20 protein-coding genes and 1 pseudogene are annotated in these 22,590 nt (G+C 72.0%); 7 read left to right on the forward strand and 14 right to left on the reverse strand.

Features of this window, described 5'->3' with window-relative positions; genetic code table 11:
- The first annotated feature begins 121 nt into the window (after window positions 1-121).
- The 4 genes from BMX65_RS00360 to BMX65_RS33220 all read left to right on the forward strand — a co-directional run bounded on the left by BMX65_RS00360 (window position 122) and on the right by BMX65_RS33220 (window position 2,278).
- A complete protein-coding gene (locus BMX65_RS00360) occupies window positions 122-958 on the forward strand; it encodes an NAD-dependent epimerase/dehydratase family protein (RefSeq protein ID WP_074998085.1) in 837 nt (278 codons plus the stop codon).
- 96 nt (window positions 959-1,054) lie between these two features.
- Window positions 1,055-1,402, forward strand: a complete 348-nt coding sequence (locus tag BMX65_RS00365; RefSeq protein ID WP_239501766.1) for a GlsB/YeaQ/YmgE family stress response membrane protein — start codon at window positions 1,055-1,057, stop codon at window positions 1,400-1,402.
- Window positions 1,403-1,599: 197 nt separating this feature from the next.
- Window positions 1,600-1,692 carry a 50S ribosomal protein L37 gene (locus BMX65_RS34400; RefSeq protein WP_388544748.1) on the forward strand — a complete coding sequence of 31 codons (93 nt, stop codon included), beginning with the start codon at window positions 1,600-1,602 and terminating at the stop codon, window positions 1,690-1,692.
- Window positions 1,693-1,807: 115 nt separating this feature from the next.
- Window positions 1,808-2,278 (forward strand): SSI family serine proteinase inhibitor, encoded by a 471-nt coding sequence (locus BMX65_RS33220; RefSeq protein WP_074998086.1) that lies wholly within the window; start codon window positions 1,808-1,810, stop codon window positions 2,276-2,278.
- Between the two features lie 105 nt (window positions 2,279-2,383).
- Here the strand turns inward: BMX65_RS33220 and BMX65_RS00375 are convergent, their stop codons facing one another.
- Window positions 2,384-3,577: a TerD family protein gene (locus BMX65_RS00375; protein WP_143081791.1), complete on the reverse strand. Its 1,194-nt coding sequence runs from the start codon at window positions 3,575-3,577 to the stop codon at window positions 2,384-2,386.
- Between the two features lie 312 nt (window positions 3,578-3,889).
- Between BMX65_RS00375 and BMX65_RS00380 the strand changes: the two genes are divergently transcribed.
- From BMX65_RS00380 to BMX65_RS00390, 3 genes are all read left to right on the forward strand, one after another.
- On the forward strand, window positions 3,890-4,552 hold the full coding sequence (locus BMX65_RS00380) for a TetR/AcrR family transcriptional regulator (protein ID WP_074998087.1): 663 nt from the start codon (window positions 3,890-3,892) through the stop codon (window positions 4,550-4,552).
- Window positions 4,553-4,711: 159 nt separating this feature from the next.
- Window positions 4,712-4,927: a hypothetical protein gene (locus BMX65_RS00385; protein ID WP_074998088.1), complete on the forward strand. Its 216-nt coding sequence runs from the start codon at window positions 4,712-4,714 to the stop codon at window positions 4,925-4,927.
- 48 nt (window positions 4,928-4,975) lie between these two features.
- Window positions 4,976-5,572 (forward strand): DUF1648 domain-containing protein, encoded by a 597-nt coding sequence (locus tag BMX65_RS00390; RefSeq protein WP_079171621.1) that lies wholly within the window; start codon window positions 4,976-4,978, stop codon window positions 5,570-5,572.
- A 3-nt stretch (window positions 5,573-5,575) separates the two neighbouring features.
- Here BMX65_RS00390 and BMX65_RS00395 read toward each other — a convergent pair whose 3' ends face one another.
- The 13 genes and pseudogenes from BMX65_RS00395 to gap all read right to left on the reverse strand — a co-directional run bounded on the left by BMX65_RS00395 (window position 5,576) and on the right by gap (window position 22,299).
- Window positions 5,576-7,126 carry an MFS transporter gene (locus BMX65_RS00395; protein WP_239501767.1) on the reverse strand — a complete coding sequence of 517 codons (1,551 nt, stop codon included), beginning with the start codon at window positions 7,124-7,126 and terminating at the stop codon, window positions 5,576-5,578.
- A gap of 330 nt (window positions 7,127-7,456) precedes the next feature.
- Window positions 7,457-9,103: a hypothetical protein gene (locus BMX65_RS00400; protein WP_074998090.1), complete on the reverse strand. Its 1,647-nt coding sequence runs from the start codon at window positions 9,101-9,103 to the stop codon at window positions 7,457-7,459.
- Window positions 9,104-9,550: 447 nt separating this feature from the next.
- Window positions 9,551-9,766 (reverse strand): annotated as a pseudogene (locus BMX65_RS33225) (hypothetical protein); the annotation flags it as partial.
- A gap of 135 nt (window positions 9,767-9,901) precedes the next feature.
- Window positions 9,902-11,296, reverse strand: a complete 1,395-nt coding sequence (ptlI, locus tag BMX65_RS00405; protein ID WP_074998091.1) for a pentalenene oxygenase — start codon at window positions 11,294-11,296, stop codon at window positions 9,902-9,904.
- Between the two features lie 124 nt (window positions 11,297-11,420).
- Window positions 11,421-12,434: a pentalenene synthase gene (gene ptlA / locus BMX65_RS00410; protein WP_074998092.1), complete on the reverse strand. Its 1,014-nt coding sequence runs from the start codon at window positions 12,432-12,434 to the stop codon at window positions 11,421-11,423.
- Between the two features lie 82 nt (window positions 12,435-12,516).
- The gene (locus tag BMX65_RS00415; RefSeq protein WP_074998093.1) at window positions 12,517-13,530 is read right to left on the reverse strand and encodes a polyprenyl synthetase family protein; all 1,014 of its coding nucleotides are present in this window, start codon (window positions 13,528-13,530) and stop codon (window positions 12,517-12,519) included.
- Window positions 13,527-14,426, reverse strand: a complete 900-nt coding sequence (ptlD, locus tag BMX65_RS00420; protein ID WP_074998094.1) for a neopentalenolactone/pentalenolactone F synthase — start codon at window positions 14,424-14,426, stop codon at window positions 13,527-13,529. The genes BMX65_RS00415 and ptlD overlap by 4 nt, the downstream gene beginning before the upstream one ends.
- 34 nt (window positions 14,427-14,460) lie before the next feature.
- Window positions 14,461-16,275, reverse strand: coding sequence for a neopentalenolactone/pentalenolactone D synthase (gene ptlE, locus BMX65_RS00425; RefSeq protein ID WP_074998095.1), 1,815 nt, complete (start codon window positions 16,273-16,275; stop codon window positions 14,461-14,463).
- On the reverse strand, window positions 16,212-17,057 hold the full coding sequence (gene ptlF, locus BMX65_RS00430) for a 1-deoxy-11-beta-hydroxypentalenate dehydrogenase (protein ID WP_239501768.1): 846 nt from the start codon (window positions 17,055-17,057) through the stop codon (window positions 16,212-16,214). Before ptlF ends, ptlE begins: the two co-directional genes overlap by 64 nt.
- A 99-nt stretch (window positions 17,058-17,156) precedes the next feature.
- Window positions 17,157-18,611, reverse strand: coding sequence for an MFS transporter (locus BMX65_RS00435; protein ID WP_074998096.1), 1,455 nt, complete (start codon window positions 18,609-18,611; stop codon window positions 17,157-17,159).
- Window positions 18,612-18,693: 82 nt separating this feature from the next.
- On the reverse strand, window positions 18,694-19,545 hold the full coding sequence (gene ptlH / locus BMX65_RS00440) for a 1-deoxypentalenic acid 11-beta-hydroxylase (RefSeq protein WP_074998097.1): 852 nt from the start codon (window positions 19,543-19,545) through the stop codon (window positions 18,694-18,696).
- A 374-nt stretch (window positions 19,546-19,919) separates the two neighbouring features.
- The gene (penM, locus tag BMX65_RS00445) at window positions 19,920-21,119 is read right to left on the reverse strand and encodes a pentalenolactone synthase (protein WP_074998098.1); all 1,200 of its coding nucleotides are present in this window, start codon (window positions 21,117-21,119) and stop codon (window positions 19,920-19,922) included.
- A 175-nt stretch (window positions 21,120-21,294) separates the two neighbouring features.
- Complete coding sequence (gene gap / locus BMX65_RS00450) at window positions 21,295-22,299, reverse strand: type I glyceraldehyde-3-phosphate dehydrogenase (protein ID WP_074998099.1); 1,005 nt, start codon at window positions 22,297-22,299, stop codon at window positions 21,295-21,297.
- Window positions 22,300-22,590: the final 291 nt, after the last annotated feature.

Here is a 22,590-nt window from a genome sequence, read left to right on the forward strand (position 1 = left end):
CGCCTTGACGGGCGGTGCGGCCCTTCATAGCGTCGCCTTCCCCCTGGCGGCCCGCCCGGTGCGCCGCCTCGGCGCACCGGGGCCGAAGTTCCGCCGGACGACGACCGGATGGAGACCGCACATGCCCGAGAGTCCCGCGGCAGGGTCCGCGCCCCGCACCGTACTGCTGACCGGCGCCGCCGGGGGCGTCGGCACCCGGATGCGCGAGCTGCTGCCGGGCTACGGCTGGACCCTGCGGCTGCTGGACATGCACCCGGTCCCGGACGCACCGGACGCCCACGTACTGGACCTGGGCACCGCGGACACCGACGCGCTGCGCACCGCGGTCCGGGGCGTGGCGGCGATCGTGCACCTGGCGGGGATCTCCCTGGAGTCCACGTTCGAGAAGATCCTCGCCGCCAACATCCGGGGCACGTACGCGCTCTACGAGGCCGCCCGTGCCGAGGGCGTGCGCCGCGTCGTCTTCGCCTCCTCCAACCACGCGGTCGGCTTCACCCCCGTCCCCGCGGACGGCGCGGGGCTGATCCCGCCGGACACCCCGCACCGCCCCGACACCTTCTACGGCCTCTCCAAGTCCTTCGGCGAGGACCTGGCGCAGCTCTACCGGGACCGGCACGGCATCGAGACCGTCTCGGTGCGCATCGGCTCCTGCCAACCGGCACCGACCTCCGTGCGGGGGCTGTCGACCTGGCTCAGCTTCGGCGACTGCGCCCGGCTCTTCCACGCCGCTCTGACCGCGCCGGACGTCGGCCACACGGTCGTCTACGGCTCCTCCGCCAACACCCGGCTGTGGTGGGACCTCGCCCCGGCCCGCGCCCTGGGCTACGCGCCGCGCGACGACTCGGAGCCCTACGCGGCGGAACTCATCGCCCAGCACGGCGAGTTGGACACCGGAAACCCCGAGCAGGCACATCTGGGGGGCGAGTTCTGCACGCATCCGCCGAGGTGGCCGCACTGAGCGGGTCCGCGCGAACGGCCGCACGGGGCGCACGCGGCGTCCGGCGGGGCAGGCATGATGGATCCGCAACCGACCAGCCACGGGGAGGCCCCTGAGATGCTCGCCACACCGCTCACCCAGCTCGCCGACGCACAGGACGCGGGTTCGGACCTGCTCTCCGACCTCACGCACTCGGGCGTGCTGAGCTGGATCGTCCTGGGCCTGGTCGCGGGCACGGTCGCCAAGATCCTGCTGCCCGGCCGCGATCCGGGCGGTCTCGTGGGCACCGTGCTCATCGGTGTCGCCGGGGCGTTCATCGGGGGCTGGCTCTCCGCCACCTTCCTGGACCGTCCGATAGCCAACAACGTGGTGGATCCCAGCCTCTGGATCGCCGCCGTCGCCGGGGCGCTCGTCCTGCTGATCGTCTACCGGCTGCTGTTCGGACACTCCCGCGACCGCCACTGACCGCCACTGACGGCGCAGACGCCGCGGACGCCGCAGCCGCCGAGGGCCCGGGCGCGGGTCGGCACCGGGGCCCGCACGGGGGCACGGACCCGGGCACGGACCGTCCCGGAGCAGATGCCCTTCGGGCTCCGCCGGTCCGGGTGGTTCGGAAGCGGAAGCGGGTGGGTGGTAGAAACGCGGAGGTATACATCCCTCGCGTGAAAGGAGACGCCATGTCGTCCAAGCGTCGGCGCAAGAAGAAGGCCCGCCGCGGCAACGCGGCCAACCACGGCCGCCGTCCGCAGTCCTGAGGTCGGCTCCCCGCGTGCCGCACGGGCACGCGGGGAGCCCGCCCGGTGGTCCGCCCTCTGCCGAGGGCCGCGCGCGGCCCCGTATCCTCCCGGCGGCCGGTCTCGTTAGGAGGCCGTGAGCACTCGAACCTCCGCCCGGTATCTCGTCCGTACCGCTGTGGCCGCGGCCGCACTGGCGGTACCCCTGCTGACCTCACAGGCGGCACCCGCCGCCGACACCACGAGCACCCCCGCCGGCTCCGCGCCCGGCAGCCCGCACACCGGGCCCGGCTCCGACGGCGGCACCCAGGGCGTCTTCCTGTCCGTCTCCGGCTCCGGCGACACCTGGATCCGGGGCGTCATGCTGCGCTGCGAGCCGACGCCGCACGGACACCACCCGAGGGCCGCGGAGACCTGTGCGGCGCTCGACGCGGCGCACGGCGATCTCGACGCGCTGCCCGCCGGCAGCGGCCGTTGCACCATGCAGTACGACCCGGTGACCGTCACCGCCCGCGGCAGCCACCGGGGGCAGGCCGTGAACTGGAAGAAGACGTTCTCGAACGCCTGCGTGATGCATCAGGCGACGGGTCCCGTCTTCGACTTCTGACCCGGCCCCGGCCCCGCAGCGGACTGCCGGAGGATCGCACTCCGCCGCGCCGCCGCGCTCCCGGCCCCGTGCTCCCGGCCGGGTGGCGCGGCGGTGCGACGGGACCTACAGGGCGGCGGCGCCGGGCTTCACCATGCCGCGTACCGTGCGCGAGTCGACGTACTCGCCCAGCGCCGTCATCTCCCATTCGCCGGAGAACTGGCGGATGAACTTCGCCATCAGGACACCCGTCCGCGGCTCGGACTGGGTCAGGTCGAACCGGACCAGCTCCCCGCCACCGCCGTCGAGCAGGCGGCAGTACGCCTTGGCGACGTCCGTGAACTTCTGGCCCGAGAAGGAGTTGACGGTGAAGACCAGGCCCGTCACCTGGGGTGGGATGTCGCCGAGGTGGACAGTGATCACCTCGTCGTCCCCCTCGCCCTCGCCCGTGAGGTTGTCGCCGGAGTGCTGGATGACGCCGCCCAGAATGGCCAGCTTGCCGAAGTAACAGGCGTCGACCTTCTTGCGGTTGGCGTCGTAGGCGATGACCGAGGCGTCGAGATCGATCTCCTTCGCTCGCCTCCCGGCACGGAAGACGGGCTCCCAGCCGAGCCCCATCCGGACCGAGGTGAGCAGCGGGCGGCCCCCCTTGACCAGCGACACCGTCTGGTTCTTCTGCAGGCTCACCCGCCCCTTGTCCAGGTTGACCTTCCCCGTCCCGGCAGGAGCGGCCGGGGCGGCGGGGGCCGGGGGTGCCGCGGGCGCGGCGGGAGCGGCGACCGGCGGGGCGGGGGGTGCCGCCGGGGCGGCCGCGGGCGGGGCGGCGGGCTCCTCCACCTGGACGCCGAAGTCCGAGGCGATTCCGCCCAGGCCGTCGGCGTACCCCTGGCCGACGGCACGCACCTTCCAGGCGCCGTTCCTCCGGTAGACCTCCACCACCAGCAGCGCCGTCTCGGCACCGAGCTTGGGCGGGGTGAAGGTGGCCAGTACCGCGCCGGTACCGGCGTCCCGGACCGTGGCGGTGGGTTCGGTGCCCGCGAAGGTGGCCCCGGGGGCGTCCAGGCTCGCGAGGACGGTGACCTTGTCGATCCCGGCGGGCACCGCGCCGGTCTCGACGGTGATGGTGTCGGTGGCGCCCCCGGTGTGGGTCACGCCGGGAGCGGCCGGCTGGTTGTAGAAGACGAAGTCGTCGTCCGAGCGGACCTTGCCCTCCGGGCTCAGCAGCAGTGCCGAGACGTCGAGCTTGCTGGGTGCGGTTACCTCCACCGCGACGCGCTGCGCGGCCAGCGGAAGGTTGGAGCCGGGAGTCATTGCCGTCATGCCGGGGTAACGACCGGCCGGGCTTTGCGGTTCCTTTGCCGTGGCGGAGGTGCCCCCGGCCCGGGAGCCGCTCCGCACGCGCCGCGCGCGGGGGCCGCCCCGGCCCCGGTCGGCGGCGGTGGTGGTGCAAAACAGCAGGAAGCAGCGGGACGCAGCAGAAAGCCGCAGGACACAGCAGGAAACAGCGCCCGGCGTCGACGAGCGGCCCCTCACCCCGTCCGGCCGGAGAGTACAGTGGTGTAAACAGACCTGTTTACCGCAGTGCGGGCAAGGCCCGGCACGACGGGCTGTCGACGAAGGGAGCTGCGAGCGGTGGGAAAGGGGACAGCGGAATCGACGACGGCGCAGTCGGCGGCCCCGGAGGAGCTGACGCCCGGCGCCCGGCGGATTCTGGACGCGGCGAGCGCCCTCTTCTACGCACGCGGCATCACGGCCGTCGGTGTCGACCTGATCGCCAAGGAGGCCGGCACCACCAAGAAGACGCTCTACGACCGGTTCGGCGGCAAGGACGCGCTGATCGCCGCGTATCTGCGCGAGCGGGACCGGCGCTGGCGCTCCTGGCTGACCTCGTGGGTGGCGGGGCACGCCGCGGACACCGGGGCCCCCGCGCAGTTGCTGGCCACCTTCGACGCGCTCGCGGAGTGGACGCAGCAGCACAATCCGCGCGGCTGCGGATTCGTCAACGCCGCGGCGGAGCTGCCCGACCCCGCGCATCCGGGGCGCCGTGTGATCACCGAGCAGAAGCACTGGATGCACGGCTATCTCCGCGAGCTCGCGGTCGCGGCCGGTGCGCGGGAGCCGGAGCGGCTGGCCGACCGGCTGCTCGTACTGCACGAGGGTGCCATGGTCATGCGCGGCCTGGCACTCGTGGACGACCCCGTCGGCACCGCACGCGCCCTGGCCGAACTGGCCCTCCGGGACGCACTCCCGGGGCCCGGCACCGACGCGGCGGCCGACGGGCCGGCCCAGCGCTGAGGCCGTGCGGGAGCCCCGCACGGGGCCCGCACGGCCCCGCGGGCCGTCCCGGCGGACGGGTCTCCCACCGGGACGGCGCGCAGTCGCCGCGCGACCGGCCTGTGCAGTGCCGCCGCGCTCCGAGGTGCATCGCGGCGGCTGCAGGCGCAGCCTGGGAGCATGAGTGCGTTCGTCGTCGTCCATCCGCCCGCATCCGGCGGGGGTCGCCGTGTCAGTGTGCACGGCGAGACGCTGGGCACCGCCTACGGCCTCACCGACCTGATCGAGTACCTTGCCCGCGCCGGGCTGGACATCGCCACCGTCGATCTGTACGACGAGTCGGTCATCGAGTGGCAGGGCGGCAACCACCTCGTCTGGGGGCGGGCGGCGGAATGAGGTCGCGCCCCGCAGGGCGGGCGGGGGCGAACGGGGAGGGGAATCGGGATGCGAGGAGCACGGGGAACGCAGAGGCAGGGCGACCGGAACGGGGACGCGCCCGGCGGTGCCCGGTTCCCGTGGTGGTGGCTGGCGCCCGGAGTGCTGGTGCTGGCGGGACTCCTGGTGTGGGGGATCGCGGTCTACCCCCGGCTTCCCCCACAGGTGCCGCAGCACTTCGGCAGCGACGGAGTGGACCGGTACGCGGAAAAATCCGTGGGCACCGTCTTCCTGCCCGTCCTCGTGCACGCAGGCGTGCTGGCGCTGCTGGCCGGGACGGCGTCCGCCACCCTGCGGATCACCCCGGTCCGCGACCTGCCGCCGGGACGGCAGACGTCGAGCCTGGTCAACCGGCCGCAGACGGCACGGGGTGCACTGCGCCTGGCCCGGGCCCAGCTCTTCCTCGGCTGCTGCCTCGGGATGACCATCGCCGTGGCCTGCAGCCTGATGTGGGCCGTCGAGCCCCCTGCCGAGGGCGAGCCGCGGACCGGGGCGCTGCTCCTCGCCCTGCTGCCGTCGGCGCTCGGCACCGCCGCCGTTCTGGCCGCGGCCTTCCGGGACCGGCGGCAGGGGTCCGGCCGGGCCGCGGAGCCCGGCACGGAGTGACGCCTATCCGGGACCGGCAGCCCCCTCCGCCGTCCGCACCTGCAGGGCCCGGAGGTCGCGGCTGGTGGAGATCAGCTCCTTGGCCTCCTGCTCCGTGCTGACCATCGGCTGCGAGCCGTGCAGCGGCACGCCCGCGGTCTCCGGCATGAAGCGCACTGCGAGCAGGCCGACGAGCCCGCTGACCATCAGACAGCAGCCGGGCACCAGGTTGTTGCCCGTCGCGCTGACCAGTCCCTCGGTGACCAGCGGGGTGGTTCCGCCGAAGGCCGCCACCGAGAAGTTGAAGCCGATCCCCATGGCGGCGTAGCGCACACTCGTGGGGAAGAGCGCGGGCAGCGTGGCGGCCGACGGCGCGGCGAACCCGGCCAGCAGCGTGGCCAGGACGAGCACGCCGAGCGCGGGCAGCAGCCAGCCGTCCGCGCGCAGCAGCAGGAAGGCGGGGACGGCCAGCACGATCTGGCCGACGGCGGCCCAGCGGTAGACCGGGCGCCGCCCGATCCGGTCGCTCAGCCGGCCGACGAAGGTGATGAGCACCACCACCCACACCATGCCGACCAGCACCAGCACATCGGAGGTGGTCCGGTCCCGGCCCAGCGTCTCGGTCTGGTAGGTCGGCAGATAGCCGGTCACCATGTAGTTGGTGACGTTGTAGAGCAGCACCAGTCCGATGCAGACCAGCAGCGGCTCCCAGTACCGGCGCAGGATGGTGCGGAACTCGTGCTTCTGCTCGCGCTCGGCGACCGCCTGGTCGTGCTCGTCCAACTGCTGCTGGAAGGCGGGGGACTCCTCCAGTTTCAGCCGCATGTACAGGCCGATCAGCCCCAGCGGTCCGGCGATCAGGAACGGGATGCGCCAGCCCCAGGCGAGCATCTGGCTGTCGGTCAGCGCGACGTTGAGCACGGTGACCAGGACCGAGCCGAGGGCGTAGCCGATGAAGGTGCCGAAGTCGAGCCAACTGCCGAGGAATCCGCGCCTGCGGTCGGGCGAGAACTCCGCGATGAAGGTGGTGGCGCCGCCGTACTCGCCGCCGGTGGAGAAGCCCTGCAGCATCCGCGCGAGGAGCAGCAGGATCGGGGCCGCGATACCGATCGTGGCGTAGCTGGGGATGAAGCCGATCAGGAAGGTGCCGAAGGCCATCAGGATCATGGTCGCGGCGAGCACCTTCTGCCGGCCCAGCTTGTCGCCGAGCGGCCCGAAGAAGAGGCCGCCCAGCGGACGGACGACGAAGGCCGCGGCGAACGTCGCGAACGACGCCAGGAGTTGCGCCGCGTCGGAGGCTCCCGGATAGAAGACCTTGCCGATGGTGGCGGCCAGATAGCTGTAGACGCCGAAGTCGAACCACTCCATGCAGTTGCCGAGCGCGGAGGCGCTGACCGCCCGTTTGAGCATGGGCTCCTGGACGACCTGCACGTCGTCCTTGGTGAACGGGCGGCCCGCGCGGCGCAGCCTGGAGGCCAGTTCGTCACGCACCTGTCGGGGCAGCGCGGCCACCGCCTGCGGTACCTGCCTGGTCGCCGCCGTGCCCCCGGAGCGCCGATTGGGGCTCTCTGTCACGTCGTTGCTCACACCCTTTGTTCCGGATAGCCGAAAAGGCCCGATCTGCTCGATCGTACGGAACTGCGGGAGCGGATCCCGGGAGCGGGTTGCCGGACTCGCCGCACCTCACACGCCGTCCGCGGTGCGGACCGCCCGCTGCACCGCCCGGCGTCGCCCACGGCCGGCAGACCCGGCGGCGGCGTGGAGCGCCCAGCGCGGTGCAGGACAGGACAAGGCAGGGCGGGGCACAGCAGGACAGGACAGGTGGTGTGGACGGGGACGGGGGCGGACGGACCGCCGTCCCGCGGGTGCGGGAGCGGACCCCGCCCGGGCGGGGTCCGCGGGCGGTCAGCGGGAGCGGGCCTTGAACGCGGCCTTGCGGGCGTCCTTGGCGATCCGCTTGTCCGGGTGCACCCGCCCCATCGTCTCCAGCACGTCCCCGGTCGCGGGGTGCTCGACCCGCCACGCCTTGTCGAAGAAGCCGGTGTGCTGGTCGACCAGGTCCCGTACCAGGTCACGCAGTTCGTCCGGTTCACCGGCGGTCGCGACCTGGGCGGCGATGGTGTCGATGGTCAGCCAGAAGACCATCTCCTCGTCGGGCTGCGGCACGTCCCGGGCACCGCGCTCGGCGAGCCAGACCCGGGCGAGCCCGCCCAACTGCCGGTCCTCCAGCACCTCGCGCAGCGCGGGCTCGGCCTCGGGTCCGGCGAGCGAGAGCGCCTGCTGGCAGGCGAGCCGCCGGACGGGCGCTGCCTCGTCGCCACCGCGTGCCGCGGCGAGCAGCTCCCGCGCGGCCGCCGGTGTGGCGTCGCCGCCGGTCGGCCCGGCGGCGTTCCGGGCCGCGAACCAGCCCTGGATCTCGCTGTGCGCGTTCTCCTCCGTGTAGACCGGCAGCGCGGCCAGCAGCGCGTCCGCTCCGGCGTGCGCGAGGTCGCCGACCGCGGGGACGTCCAGCCCGGCCTCGCGCATCCTCTCGCGCACCCCGTACAGGCCGAGCGGGGTGAGCCGCACCATGCCGTAGCGGGAGACGTCCTCCTCGTCCGGATCGGCGCCCGACTCCGCCGCGTCGTAGGGCTCTTCGCCCTCGTCCTCGCGGGTGAGGGCCTCGTCCACCGGCTGGTGGACGACCAGCCCGGTCGGCTCCAGCATCCGGAACTGCTCGTCCAGCCGCATCATCGTGCTGGAGACCTCTTCGAGCACGTCGTCGGTGGGTTCGTCCATGCCCTCGGGCACGGTCATCGAGGCGGCCAGCACGGGGAGCGGCACCATCGACCCGGCCGCGACGGCGGGGTCGGTGGCCGTGAGCAGGTAGAGGTTGCCCAGGGCGCTGTCGAGGGCCTCGGACTCCTCCTCCGGGTTCCAGTCCAGCGCGTCGAGGTCGATGGCGTTCGGGTCGATCTCACCGTCCTCGCCGACGGCGCCCTCGATACCGTCCAGCAGTTCCTCGAAGCTGGGCGTCGCGGCGTCCGCGAGCACCGTCTCCAGGCCGCTGCGCCACAGCCCGAGGATCTCCTCGGGAGCGGGCGCGGGAGCGCCCTGGGCGCCGGTCAGGCCGCCCAGCTCCGGCTCCGGCGCGGCCACGCCCACCGGGTCGTCGCTGCCGACCCCGTCGGGGGCCTCGGCGCCCGCTCCGGGGCCTCCGGGCTTCGCGCTCTCCTCCGAGTCTTCCGAGTCCTCGGAGTCCTCGGAGTCCTCGAATTCCTCGACCGCGAGCAGCCCGGTGTCCACGGCGAAGTTCCACGCGTCGGCGGCGAGTGCCGGGGCCTCCTCGTCCCCCGACAGGCCCAGATGTGCGGCGGCCTGCTTGAGCTGCTCGGCCAGCAGTTCACCCCCGGCACCCACCGGAATGCCCGCGCCCGCGGGTCCGCCGGCGCGCGCCCAGCGGGTGAGTTCCACTGCGCGCGCCAGGAGCGGTGCGGCCAGTGCGTCCCGCGCCAGTTCGGCATCGGAGGGCAGCCGTACGGGCGGCAGGGTGGGACGGTCGTCACCGGTCATGTGCGGGTTCATCTCCTACAGGTCCTACGGGTTGCCGGACGGTGCGGGGACCCAGCGTAGACGGGTTCTGTCCCCGGGTGCCCGAATCGTGCAGCGAGCACGTAACAAGGGCGGACCCGGTCCTGGCCGGGCTCGCCCCGTCCGGCTGTCGCCGGTCCCGGCTGAGCCCGGTCCGTTGCCGACCGTGTGCGGTCGCCGGTGGCACATCGGCTCCCGGTGCCTGGGGCCTCGCTCGTGAACGGGCGAGGGTTCCTGACCGGCGGTCCGGTGCGGGATCCTGCTCGTGCTGCACACCGGGAGCCGAGGGGAGCACCTGCCCCCAGGAGCCCCGCTCCGGCTCGGGGACGGCCTGCCGGCGGCGGCCGGACCCGCTGCTCGGCCGCGGCTGCGGCAGGTACCGGTGCCGGGTCCGGGTCCGGGCACGGGCACGGGGCATCGGGCCGGTGATCACCGGCCGAGGCTCCCCCGGCCCGCGGAGGAGGCGGCCTCGGAAGACCGGCCTCGGAGGAAGCAGCCCCGGAGGGGTCCTGCGGCATCAGCTCCGCGACTCGTCGCGCCTCCTCGACCAGCCTCCTCGACGAGCCTCTCGACGATCTTCGACTCGGGTACGGTCCCGGCGGCCTCGCACCGGACGAAGATCTGCCCCCTGCCGCTGCCGGCGGCGATGGCGTTCGTGCACGGTCTCCTCGCGCCCCTGCACCGGCGCCCCGTGCGTGTCCAGCGCCCGCTCGGCGACGCCGACGGCGCGCCGTGCCCCCGCGCAGAAGCCGCGCGGCCGGCCAGCGACGCTCCCTTCGCTCACGTCGCGTCACCCCCGGCCGGTGCGGGGACGGCGGAGACCGCCCGGCGCGGGGTGCGCGCATCCAGCCTCAGGCGCAGTCGGCGCGGGTGGTAGACGGTGGCCAGCGGGACCGGGCGGATGTCCATGCCGGGCTCACAGGTGACCCGCCAGCGGCCCAGGATGGTGGCCAGTCCCAGAGCGGCCTCGGTGCGTGCGTAGAGGTCGCCGATGCACTTGCGGGCGCCGGTGCCGAACGGCACGTAGGCGTGCCGGGAGGCGGGCGCGACACGGTCCGGGAGCCAGCGGTCGGGGTCGAATGTCGTGGGGTTCTCGAAGGCGTCCTCGTACTGGGAGACCGCGGCGGGACTGAAGACGACGGTGGAGCCGGTGGGCAGCCGGCGGCCGGCGAGTTCGGTCGGGGAGGCGGTGAGCCGGGTGAACAGCCAGGCGGGCGGATGCAGTCGCAGCGTCTCGGAGATGATCCGGTCGGTCAGCGAGAGCTTCGGCAGGTCGTCCCACTGCGGGGCGCGCCCGTCGAGGACGGTGTCCATCTCCTCGTACAGCGCGGCCTCGATCTCCGGGTGCTGGGAGAGCAGGTAGAAGACCCAGGTCAGGGTACCGGCGACGGTCTCGGTTCCGGCTGCCATCACGGTGATGACCTGGTCGTGGATCTCCCGGTCCGCGAGCCGGCCGCCGTCGTCGTCGCGGGAGGCGATCAGGGCGGCGAGCAGGTCGTCCCGCTCGGTGTCGGAGCTGCGGTAGTCGTCGATGAGCCGCTGGGTGGTCGCGTGCAGGAAGTCCAGGTTGCTCTTGTAGCGCCGGTTGGACGGCAGGGGCATGCTGCGGACCGAGGCGGGCAGGAACATCTGCCGGAACAGGCCGTTGAGCACGACGTCGAAGGAACGTTCCACCTTCGCCGCCAGCTCGGGGCTGACGGGCGTGGAGTACAGCGTGCGGCCGACCGTGCGCAGGGCCATGCCGTACATCTCCTGGAAGGCGTCGACGACCATGCCGTCCTGCCAACGCGACGCCGTGGCCTCGATCTCTGCGTGCATGGCCTCGGAATACCGCTTGAGCTGGCCGCGCGTGAAGGCGGACTGCATCAGCCGGCGCTGCCGTCGGTGATCGGCGAACGGGCACGTGACCAGGCCGTTTCCGGCGATGTCGCGGGCGCGGTCGTAGAAGACGCCGCCCTTGTCGAAGATGCGGTCGTTGGTCAGGACGTGCCGCAGCAGGTCGGGGTGGGTGGGCACGTAGGCCGTCGTGGGGCCGATCCTGATCTGGACCAGGTCGCCGTGGGCCGAGAGCGACGTCATGAAGTGCACAGGGTGGCGCATCATCTGGAGGGCGTGTCCCACCACGGGGAGGGCCCCGGGCGCCGTTCCCGCTGAAAAGGTGCTCTCCTCGGTCATCCGATTCTCAACTTCCCGTGTGTGCCGGTTGATGCCGGTTGATGCCGGTTGGTCGTCCGCCCGTCCGGGGCGGTGAGCGGCCGTCCGCCGCGGGGGCCGGGCGAGGGCGCGCGCTGCAGGGGCGCTACCGGGCGGTGCTGCCGAGTTCCTCCAGATAGCCCCGGGAGCCGGCGGCGTGTGCGAACTCGGCGTCATAGCGGCCCGAGGAGCGGTGCCAGTCGTAGGATCCGCGGATCACCGGGCGTATCGCGTCCGTGCGGTAGCGCTCCAGCGCCTCGCGCTCGCCCGGGTCGAGCTGGTAGATCTCCCCCAGCCGCGGCAGGCAGGATTCGAGCAGCAGGAACTGCTCCAGCCGGGCGTGCACCTCGTCCTGGAGGTGGGCGATGCTGCGGCTCCTGGACCAGCCGTGCTCCCGGTGCAGTATCAGGACGAGGTTGTTCTGCTCGCCGCGGGCCTCCTCCTTCTCCAGCGAGGCGATGTCGTTGAGCATCAGGTTGACGTCGACGGCGACCTGGAGCATCGCGGACAGCAGCGTGCTGTCGAAGACCCGGTGCGGCACCTCGAAGCGGCCGGCGCGTTCGGCCAGGTCCACCGTCGGCTGCACACCTATGGTGTGCCGCCGCATGCCCAGGTACTGGGCGGCCGAGTCGCACGGCCGGTTCCAGAACCGGCTCGCCGCCTCGTCGATGTACCCGTCCAGGTAGTTGCGCCAGTGCCGGGCGCTGCGTGCGCACCAGGCCGGGGTCATGCCCTCGCAGGTGCGCCGCCAGACGTCGGCGAACCCGTGGGCGATCGGCGGCGCAGCCTCCGGCAGCGGTCCGTCCAGCGCGGCCGCCACCGCCTCGGTGAGCTGCCTGGCCTCCTCGGGATCCTCGCCGCGAGGACCGTCGAAGAGGTCGTCGAACAGGAAGAACCACGACATCAGATCGACGCCCAGGTCGAGGTCGGGGCCGGCGGCGTGCGGATAGAAGCGGGAGGCCAGATCGGCGTAGCTGCCGCGCAGATGGCGTTCGGCCGCCATGTCGGACTTGATCAGACCGAGCGAGCGCGGCCACGCCAACTGCTCGGCCTCGGCCCGCGCGTGGTCGGGGCTCTGCCGGCCCGGCAGGGGTATCCGGATGTCGATGTCCTGCGGCATGAGGGGTTCCTTCGGGTGGGATGGCGGGCACCGCGGTGCCCCGTGAGGGGTTGGGGGGCGGAGGAGTCGCCCTGGTCCGGGCTCACACGTCCCGGTCGACGACGAAACGCCCGAGCGCGAGGAGTTCCCCGCGCGCACCGGCCTCCAGGTCGACGCCGAGCAGCGCGTCCTCGGCCAGCTTCATCCGCCGGGCGGCCTCGGCCAGGGCCCAGTCGCGGCCTCCGGCCCCGTCGATCAGTTCGGCCGCGCGCCGCAGTTCCTCCTCGCCGGGTTCGCCGGGCGCGGACAGCCAGGTGGCCAGCTCGACGCCGTGCGTGCCGCCCTGCTGGAGCGCGTGACTGACCGGGAGGGACTTCTTGCGGGCGCGCAGATCGGAGTACACCGGCTTGCCGGTGACCGCCGGATCGCCCCAGATGCCGAGGACGTCGTCGGTGAGCTGGAAGGCGCGGCCCATCTCGTCGCCGTAGCGGGCCAGCGCGTCCACTGTCGCCGCCGGTGCTCCGGCCAGGACGGCGCCGATCGCGGAGCTCGCCGACAGCAGCGCGCCGGTCTTGTCGGCGGCCATGTCGAGGCACTCGTCGACCGTGACGTACGGACGCCGCTCGAAGGACAGGTCCTGGACCTGGCCCCGGATGAGGTGGCGGGTGGTGCGGGCCAGCAGCCGGGCGGCGGAGGCGGCCGCCGGAGTCCCGGCGTCCAGCAGCACCTCCTGCGCGAGCGTCAGCAGCGCATCGCCGGTCAGGATCGCGCTGGAGGAGCCCCACAGCTTCCACACGGTGCGCTTGTGGCGGCGCTCCTCGTCGCCGTCCATCAGGTCGTCGTGCACCAGGGAGAAGTTGTGCACGAGCTCCACGGCGACGGCGCCGGGCAGCGCGGTCTCCGGGGAGGCGCCGACCGCCTCGGCGGACAGCAGCGCGAGCGCCGGCCGGACGGCCTTGCCGGCGTCGGCGCGCGTCGGCGCCCCACCGGCGGTGATCCATCCGAAATGATAGGCCGCCTGGTGCCGTGAGCGGTGGTCCAGCCGGTCGACGGCGGCGCGCAGCGCCGGAGTGATGGCGGCCCGGCTGTGGCCGAGACACGCGGGAGCAGTGCTCATACGGCGACCTCCGCATGCCAGGGATCGGCCGGGTCGTCGAAGATGCTGACGACCTGACGCATGAGGCGCCGTTCGGCCGGGTCGAAGGGCTGCTTGGCGTGGACGGTGCCGAGCTGGTCCCACATGACGATGTCCCCGGGCTGCCAGGTGTGGGCGTAGGTGTACTCGGGCCTGCCCGCGTGCGAGAGCAGTTCGTCGAGCAGCTTGCGGCTCTCGTCGGGGGCGAGGTCCAGGATCCGCTTGGTGTTCAGGGTGCTGACGTAGACCGACCGGCGGCCGGTGCGCGGATTGCGGGCGATCAGCGGGTGGACCGTGGAGGTGCCGTCCTCGGGCTGGATCAGTCCGCTGCTCCCGCCGAGGGACACCTCGCCCTGCAGCTCTTCCTCGATGGTCTCCTCGTACCCGGTGCGCAGGCCGTGCCGGACCCGGTAGGAGTGCAGGCGCCGGCGCTCTTCGGGCGGCAGCGTCTCGTAGAGGGCGTACATGTCGGTGAAGAGGGTCTGTCCGCCGCCGGAGGGCGGCACTTCCAGGGCCTCCAGGAAGCCGACCTGGGAGACGCGGGGGCGGAAGGAGTAGTCGGTGTGCCAGTCCATCCACGCGGCGTCCCCGACCCCGATCTTCCGGCCGTTCTCCGTCAGATTGGAGACGATCAGGATCTCGTTGTGGTCGGGATGGGCACCGCTGGTCAGGCCGGTCTTCGGGATGTGACCGAAGCGCCGTCCGAAGGCCAGGAACTCCTCGTAGGAGGGTGTTTCGTGGCCGCGGAAGACGAGTACGAGATGCGCGTCGAGTGCCGCCCAGATCTCCTCGGACTGGGACCTGTCCATGTCGCCGGTGACATGGGAGCCGTGCACGACGGCGCCGAGAGCGGCGCCGGGAATCGGCGTGACGTCCATGGGCGTTGCCGCCTTTCGGAAAACGGTGGGGTGGTCAGCGCAGATCGAGACCGGCGAGGTCACCCGCCTCGCGCCAGCGCCGGAGGATGTCCACGAACTCCACGGAGCCGCCGCCGTAACTGGAGTTGAGCAGCGGCAGCCCGCCCGGATCGCCTTCGTTGTTGTACAGACCGGGTGTGCAGTTCTCCAGGAAGTCGAGGTCGTTGCTGGCGAGCCGGAGGATCTCCTCGACCCATTCCTTCTCGCCGGTCCCGGACGCCTCCACCACCCGGTGTCCGCGCTCCTCGACGCACTTGACGATGTGTGCGAGGTGCCGGGCCTGCTCGCCCAGCATGTAGGCGATGTTGACGTGCCGGCCGGCCTGGATCTTGGACAGGATGAAGCAGTTGGGGAAGCCGTTCACCTGCAACCCGTGCAGGGTGTGCGCGCCGTTCGCCCACTTCTCCGACAGCCTCAGGCCGTCGCGGCCGACGATGTCGTAGCCGGCCCGGTCCGTGTACGGGACGGCGACCTCGTGCTCGTATCCGGTGGCGAAGACCAGGCAGTCGAGCGGGTACTCCCGGCCGTTGGCGACCACCCCGCCCGGAGTGAGCCGCTCCACGCCCTGCCCCTGGGTGTCGACCAGGGTCACGTTGGGCCGGTTGAAGGTCTGCAGGTAACTGTCGTGGAAGCAGGGCCGCTTGCAGTACACGCGGTAGTACGGCTTGAGGGCGGCGGCGGTGGCCGGGTCGTCGACGAAGCTGTCGATGCGGGCGCGCAGTTCCTCCATCTTGCGGAAGTCCGCCTGTTCGGCGGCGAGCGCCCGCTCCTTCGGGTCGCCCCCGGTGTCGCCGGTGGGCAGGATCGCGGCGGCCAGCTCGGCCGTGGTCTGGGTCCAGCGGTCCTGGACCAGGTCCTCGTCCTGCGGGATGCCGGAGGTCAGCGCGTGGAAGTTCTCCATGCGGCGCTGCTGCCAGCCCGGTTCGAGGCTGTCGACCCAGTCCGGCGGGGTGGGGCGGTTGCCGCGGACGTCGACCGCGGCCGGGGTCCGCTGGAAGACGACGAGCTGTTCGGCCCACTCGGCGAGGTGCGGGGCGATCTGGACGGTCGTGGAGCCGGTGCCGATGACGCCGACGGTCTTGTCCGTCAGCCCGGTCAGGCCGCCGGTGCTGTCGCCGCCGGTGTAGTCGAAGTCCCAGCGGCTGGTGTGGAAGGAGTGCCCGGCGAACGTCTCCAGACCCGGCAGCCCGGGGAGTTTCGGGCGGTGCATCAGGCCGATCGACATGGCCACGTACCGGGCCCGGACGACATCCCCGCGGTCGGTGCTGACCAGCCATGTACCGGCTGCCTCGTCCCAGCGCAGCTCGGTGACGGCGGTCTGGAAGAGGGCGTCGCGGTAGAGATCGTACGTGCGGGCGATCTGCTGGAGGTGCGCGAAGATCTCGGGGCCGGTGGAGTACTTCTCGGTGGGTACCGTCCCGATCTCTTCGAGTATCGGCATGTAGATGTAACTCTCGACGTCGCACCGGACCCCGGGGAAGCGGTTCCAGTACCAGGTGCCGCCGACATCGCCCGCCTCGTCGATCAGCCGGATGCGCTCCAGGCCGGTCTCCTTGCGTAGCTGCGCACCGATTAGCAGGCCGCCGATACCGGCGCCGACGACGGCGACGTCCACCTCGTCGGTGAGCGGCTCGCGTGCCTTCCGCTCGGTGAAGGGGTCGCGCGCATAGCGGCTGAAGTCACCGCGCGCGAACTGGTAGGTGCGACCGACGCTGCGCTTGTCGCGTTCCTGACGGTACTTCGCCCTCACCGCTTCCAGGTCGATGGCCGGTGTCTCGTCGCTACGGTCGTCGCTGTCGGCGCGGGCCACAGCTCCTCCTCGGGGGACGGGGACGGAAGGGAAACATGACGCCATACATCGTCGAACTGGTCACGCAGCCGCAGCGCGGCGTCGGCGTTGCTGAACAGGTAGAACCGGTCGGAGCCGAGGGCTTCCCACACGAGGCCCGCGACGTCCTCGGCGCTCACCGACGTGTCACCGCCGGCACCGCGCGGGGCCGCCAGGCCCTGCACCATGGGGGTGTCGACCCGGCCGGGGCACAGCACCGACACCAGAATCCCGGTGCCGCGCAGATCGGCCCGCAGACTGCGGGCGACCGCGAGGTCGGCATGCTTGGAGGCGGCGTAGGCCGCGCTGCCGGCACCGACGACGAAGGCGGACATCGAGGCCGTGTGGATCAGATGGGCGGGGCGGCCGTGCTCCAGGAGCCGGGGCACGAAGGCGCGGGCCATCAGGACGTGCGCCCAGTGGTTGGCCTCGAAGACCTGCCGCATCTGCTCCAGCGGCACCTCCCACAGGGGCTGCCCTATGGGGCCGAGCACCCCGGCGTTGTTGCACACCACATCGACGCCGCCGAGCCGGTCGAACGCCGTGTCCGCGAGCCGGTCGACGGCTTCCGGGTCGGTCAGGTCGGCGGTCACCGCCGTGACCTGGGCGCCCTGTGCGGCGAGTTCGGACGCCCGGCGGTGGAGTGCGTCGTCGATGTCCGCCATGACCACGCCGACGCCCGCGCGGGCGAAGCGGGCACTGAGGGCGAGGCCGATGCCGCTGGCGGCGCCGGTCACCACGGCTGTCCTGGTCTGCAGGTCCACTGGGCTCTCTCCGCTTCTGCGCGCGGGTGCGCCGAAGGACAGCGCGCCGTTGCCCACGAGAAGGTCCGGTTCTGATGGCGCCGTTCGAGAAGGAGGATGTCAGCGGGGGTCGGGGAGCTTCAGGCTGATCACGAGGACGGCCGCCGCGAAGCACGTCAACAGGGCGAGAACGAGCACCGCCGCCGTCGCTGTCGACAGCGGACCGTCCAGGGAGACGTAGAGGGTGCCGCCGACGGTCGTGCCCAGCGCGGTCGCCATCTGCTGGCTGGTCACCAGCACACCGCTGCCCATGCCGGCCTGCGCGGGGGGTACGTCGGCGAGGATCATCCGGAACAGGGTGGGACCGATCAGCGCCGCACCGGCGCCGAAGAGGGCGATCCCCAGGAGCACGAGTGTCAGGGAGGGATGCGGCCAGCCCAGCCCGATCACCAGCGCCAGCAGCACCAGACCCGCGCCCTGGACGAGGGCGCCCAGGGCGACGATCCGGCCGCCCAGGGCCGCGACGATCTTCGGGGTGAACTGCGCCACCACGAAGAACGCCACGGCGAACGGCGCCAGCCCCCCGCCGGAGGCCAGCCCGTGGAGGCCGAAGTGGCCCTGCGCGATCAGCGCGTAGACGAACAGGAAGGCGCCGAAGCCGGCCTGGAACGGCACCACGGCCGCCAGCCCGCGGCGGGTGCCCGGACGGGACAGCACCGACGGGGACAGCAGCGGTGTGCCGCCCCGCGCCTCCAGTCCGCGTTCGACCCGCACCAGCGCCGAAAGCCCCGCCGCGGCGACCACGAGCAGCCCCCACAGCCACAGCGGCCAGCCGAGGTCGGGGCCCGCCACGACCACAGCCAGGAGACAGACCATGGTCGCACCGAACAGCACGGTGCCCAGCGGGTCGAAACCGGGCTTGGTCTCGGCCCTGGTCGCGGGGACCCGCCGGATCGCCAGCAGCGCGGCCACCCCGACCGGCACATTGATCAGGAAGACCGACCGCCAGCCGACCCCGGCCACGTCCAGCGAGACCAGCAGCCCGCCCAGCATCTGCCCGACGACCATGCCGAGGGCCGCGGTCACGCCGTACATGGCGATCGCGCGGGCGCGCGCCCGGCCCTGACTGACCGCCTGGATCGTGGCCAGCACCTGCGGTACGAGCATGGCCGCTGCGGCCCCCTGCAGCAGGCGGGCGGTGACGAGGAACTCGATGGTCGGGGCGAGTCCGCACAGCGCCGAGGTGACGGTGAACGCCGCCAGCCCGTACGCGTACAGTTCCCGCCTGCCGAAGGCGTCGCCCAGCCGCCCGCCCAGCACCAGGCCGAGGGCGTAGGTGAGGCCGTAGCCGGACACCACCAGCTCCAGCGCCGCCGGGCCGCCGTGGAGGTCCTCGCCGATCGGGGCCAGCGCCACATTGACGATGGAGGCGTCCACGATGGACAGGGCGTATCCGATGAGGACCACCACGAGGGCGATGCCGCTGAGCCCCGCGCCGGCCGGTTCCGGGCCGGCTGCGGACGCGGGCGTCGCGTCGGGCTCCTTCGGCGGGGAGAGTCCCTCGCGATTCGTCATGTGCTGCCTGCCCAGGGGTGCGTGGGGAACGGTCGGGGAAGGTGAAGAAGACGGGGAAGACGGGGAAGGTGGGGAACCGTCGTCACTCGACGGCGGTGGGAGTACCGGTGATCTTGGACATGATTCCCTTGGAGGCGTCCTTCGCGGACTCCGGCCAGGGCGTCATCGCGTTGAACCCGCGGTGCGAGGAGGCGGGCTGGATGCGGGTGTCCATCGACATCCGCATGCGGGCCGGGTTCGCCGAGACGTTCGGGATGGACTTGTGGCACATGAAGGCGTGGAAGAGGAGCACGTCACCCGGCTCCATGGGGGAGAACAGCAGCTCCCCGTCCCCGCCGAACTCCTCCGTCGGGATACCGCGCACGGGGTGGCCGAACCGGCGGAAGTTCTCGGTGACGACGTGCTCGCGCGCGCCCTTCTTGTGGCTGCCGTCGGCGAGGGCGACGCCGCCGGTGTCCCGGCTCGTCGGGAGCAGCGGTATCCAGGCGGTGCGGAAGTCCTTGTTCGGGCCTATGTAGAAGCCGTCCTGGTGCAGCGGCGTCAGGAAGCTCGGCTCCTCGGAACCCGCGGCGGAGGGGTAGTAGCGGATCGTCGTGGACTTGAAGACGAAGACGGGCTCCCCGAAGACCTTCTCCCAGACCTTGACGGTCGAGGGGTGGTTCCACAGGTCGTCGTACTTGACGTAGTCGTGCATCGCCACCTCGTCGACCGCCTCGAAGGAGTCGATGGTGAGGGTGTCGAGCGTGGTGCCGGAGGCGGCATGGCCGAGTGCGATCAGGCCGTCGAGCATCTGCTCGGCGGCGGTCCGCACGAGTTCAGGGTCCAGAGCGCCGCGCAGGCAGACGTAGCCGTGCTCGTCGTAGAACCGGTCGAGGGCCTGACGGTCGTCGAGAAGGGGTGTGCAGTCGGCATAGTCACGAAAAGTGTCCGTCATGGTTCCTTGTCCTCGTGATGCTGGGGAAGGAGCAGTGAACTTCCGTACGGGCCCGGCGTCTTCGACGGCGCCGGGTGAGGCGGAGGTGACGAGAGGCGACCGCCGGAACGGCCGGTGCTGACCTCCAGGGACCGAGGGGCCGGCCCGGCCGCGGCGATGCACCCGTGGGCGGGAGTGGGTCTCTGCCGGACCGCCGCGGGCACGCGGCCGCGGACGCCTGCGCGCGCCTCACGGGGCGGCCCGGTGGCATCGGAGCGGCGCTGTCCGTGCGGCCGGTGAGACGCCGTACCGGTGCCGGAGCCGCCCACGGCCCGGTCCGTGCGGCCCGGAACCCGGGACGGTGGGCGGCCGTGCGTTCGCTCGGGCGCTGCCGGTCAGAAGGTAACGGGGATTTCATCGAACCCGCCGGTGATCCGGTGCTCCTGCCAGCGCAGCTCCTCCTCGGGTACCGCGAGCCGCAGACCGGGCAGTCTGCGGAACAACCGCTCGAACACCGCGGTCAGTTCGATCCGGGCCAGCACGCGGCCGATGCAGTGCCGGGTGCCGTGCCCGAAGGACAGATGCGATTTGGGTCTGTCCCGGGTGATGTCCATCAGGTCGGGATCGGGGTACGCGTGCCCGTCGATGTTGGCCGCACCGATGGCCAGCAGCACTGCCTCCCCGGTCCGGATCACCGTGTCGCCGACGGTGATGTCGCTGTGCGCGTAGCGGGGTATGAGCGCGTTGGACCCCTTGCCGCCGACGGCCAGGCGGAGAATCTCCTCGACCGCCGCGGGGGCGAGTTCGGGCTTCTCGGCCAGCAGGGCACGCTGCTCCGGATTGCGCAGCATCAGCAGAGTGCCCAGGTCGATACGGACGATGGTCGTCTCGTAGCCGAACAACAGTACGGCGTTGCCCAATTGGGCGATGTACTCGTCGGACAGTGAGCCGTCCTTGGCCGCGATCAGCTCGGACAGGATGTCGTCGCCCGGCTCGGTGCGCTTCCGCGCCACCAGTTCCGTCGTGTAGTCGACGACCTGTTGGAAGGTGTGCGCCGAGTGCCGGCCGTCGTCGCTCTGGTCGAAGGTGCCCCTGGCCCACTGGCCGAACCGCTCCCGGTCGGCCAACGGCACTCCGAGCAGATCGCAGACCACCATGGTCGGCAGCGGAAACGACAGCGCGCGGTGCAGGTCGGCAGGCGGGGGGCCGGCGGCCAGCTCGTCGAGCAGCTCGTCCACGTGCTGCTCGATGCGGGACTTCATCATGCGCATCCGGCGCGTGGAGAACCGGGGGACGAGCAGCTCACGCATCTGCGGATGGTCGGCGGCCTCGGTCTCGTAGTCGTCCCCGGCCATCAGCGCCATCATGGTGCTCCGGGCCGTGGTCTTGGCCTGCCGCGCCGGATAGGGATTGCTGAGACCGAGCCGGCGGTCGGCGAGCAGCGCCCTGACCTCGTCGTAGCGGGTGACCAGCCAGGCGTCCTCGCCGGCCGCCTGCACCGGGGTGATCGGCCCCTCGTGCTGCAGTGCGCGCATCCGGGGCGCGACACCGAGCACGGAGGGATTGTCGAACGGTAGTCTCGGCAGTTCCTCCATGTCCCCCGTCCTCATGAGTCAGGCATGGCTTCGTCGGACATCCGGACACGCCGACGGCATCGGTGACGTCGGGTGCACCGCACGCCGGTCGAGGGCGCGCGGAGATGTCGGCCGCCGGGTCGGCGGACGATCATTGCTGACGTGCGGGTGGCTCAGGCGCCGGGTCGGCCGGTGACTACAGAGACGCTCCGACGAGCAGTGCCAGGTCGATGAGACGGTTCGAGTAGCCCCACTCGTTGTCGTACCAGCCGACGACCTTGACCTGCGGGCCGGACACCCGGGTGAGTCCGGCATCGAACACGCAGGAGGCCGGGTCGCCCACGATGTCGCTGCTGACCAACGGCGCGTCCACGTAGGACAGCACGCCCTTGTACGGTCCGGAGGCGGCCGCCGCGTACGCCTCCTTCACCTCGTCCACCGTGGTACCGCGGCGGGTGGTGACCGTGAGGTCGGTGACCGAGCCGGTCGGCACGGGCACCCGCAGTGCGAAGGCGTCCATCCGGCCGCCGAGTTCCGGCAGGACGAGGCCGATGGCCTTGGCGGCGCCGCTGGAGGTGGGCACGATGTTCATGGCCGCGGCACGGGCCCGGCGCAGGTCCTTGTGCGGAGCGTCCTGGAGGTTCTGGTCCTGGGTGTAGGCGTGGGCCGTGGTCATCATGCCGCTGTCGATGCCGACGGCGTCGTGCAGCACCTTGGCCAGCACGCCGAGACAGTTGGTGGTGCAGGAGGCGTTGGAGATGATGGTGTGGCGCTCGGGGTCGTAGTCGCCGTCGTTGACGCCCAGGACCACCGTGATGTCCTCGTCCTTGCCCGGTGCGGCGATGAGGACCTTCTTCGCGCCGGCTTCAACGTGTGAACGCGCCTTCGCGGCGTCGGTGAAGATGCCGGTGGACTCGATCACGATGTCCACTCCGAGGTCGCCCCAGGGGAGGTTGCCGGGTTCGCGCTCGGCGAGCACCTTGACCGTCCGGTCCCCCACGCGGATGGCGCCCGGTTCGGCGGTGACCTCTTCGGGGAAGCGGCCCAGGATCGAGTCGTAAGCGAGCAGGTGGGCCATCGTGGGCACGTCACCGAGGTCGTTGACAGCGACGATCTCCAGCTCGGAGCCCCGCGCAGCCGCCGCACGGAAGACGTTGCGACCGATGCGTCCGAAGCCGTTGATGCCGATTCGCACAGTCATGAGCGTGTTCCTCACCTAGCGCTCTAGAAGTCTTTGACGCGCCGTTGCGCCGAGGTGCACTGCGGGCCGTGTCCCGGACGAGGCTCCGGCACGCGATCAAGCACGAGCTTATATAAGTTTGCGATACATTTCCAGGGTGACCGACGCTCAGCGTGCGACTCCTGCAACCGACTTGGCGGCAGGTGACCTCAACCGGGCGTTCGGGAACGTCGACCGCTGACCCGCCTCACGGACCTCGGCACCGCTCGCTTCGGCGGTTCCGGGGAGACGCTTCCGGGGAGAACACCGAAC

Source organism: Streptomyces qinglanensis (genome assembly GCF_900111245.1).
Taxonomy (GTDB): Bacteria; Actinomycetota; Actinomycetes; order Streptomycetales; family Streptomycetaceae; genus Streptomyces; species Streptomyces qinglanensis.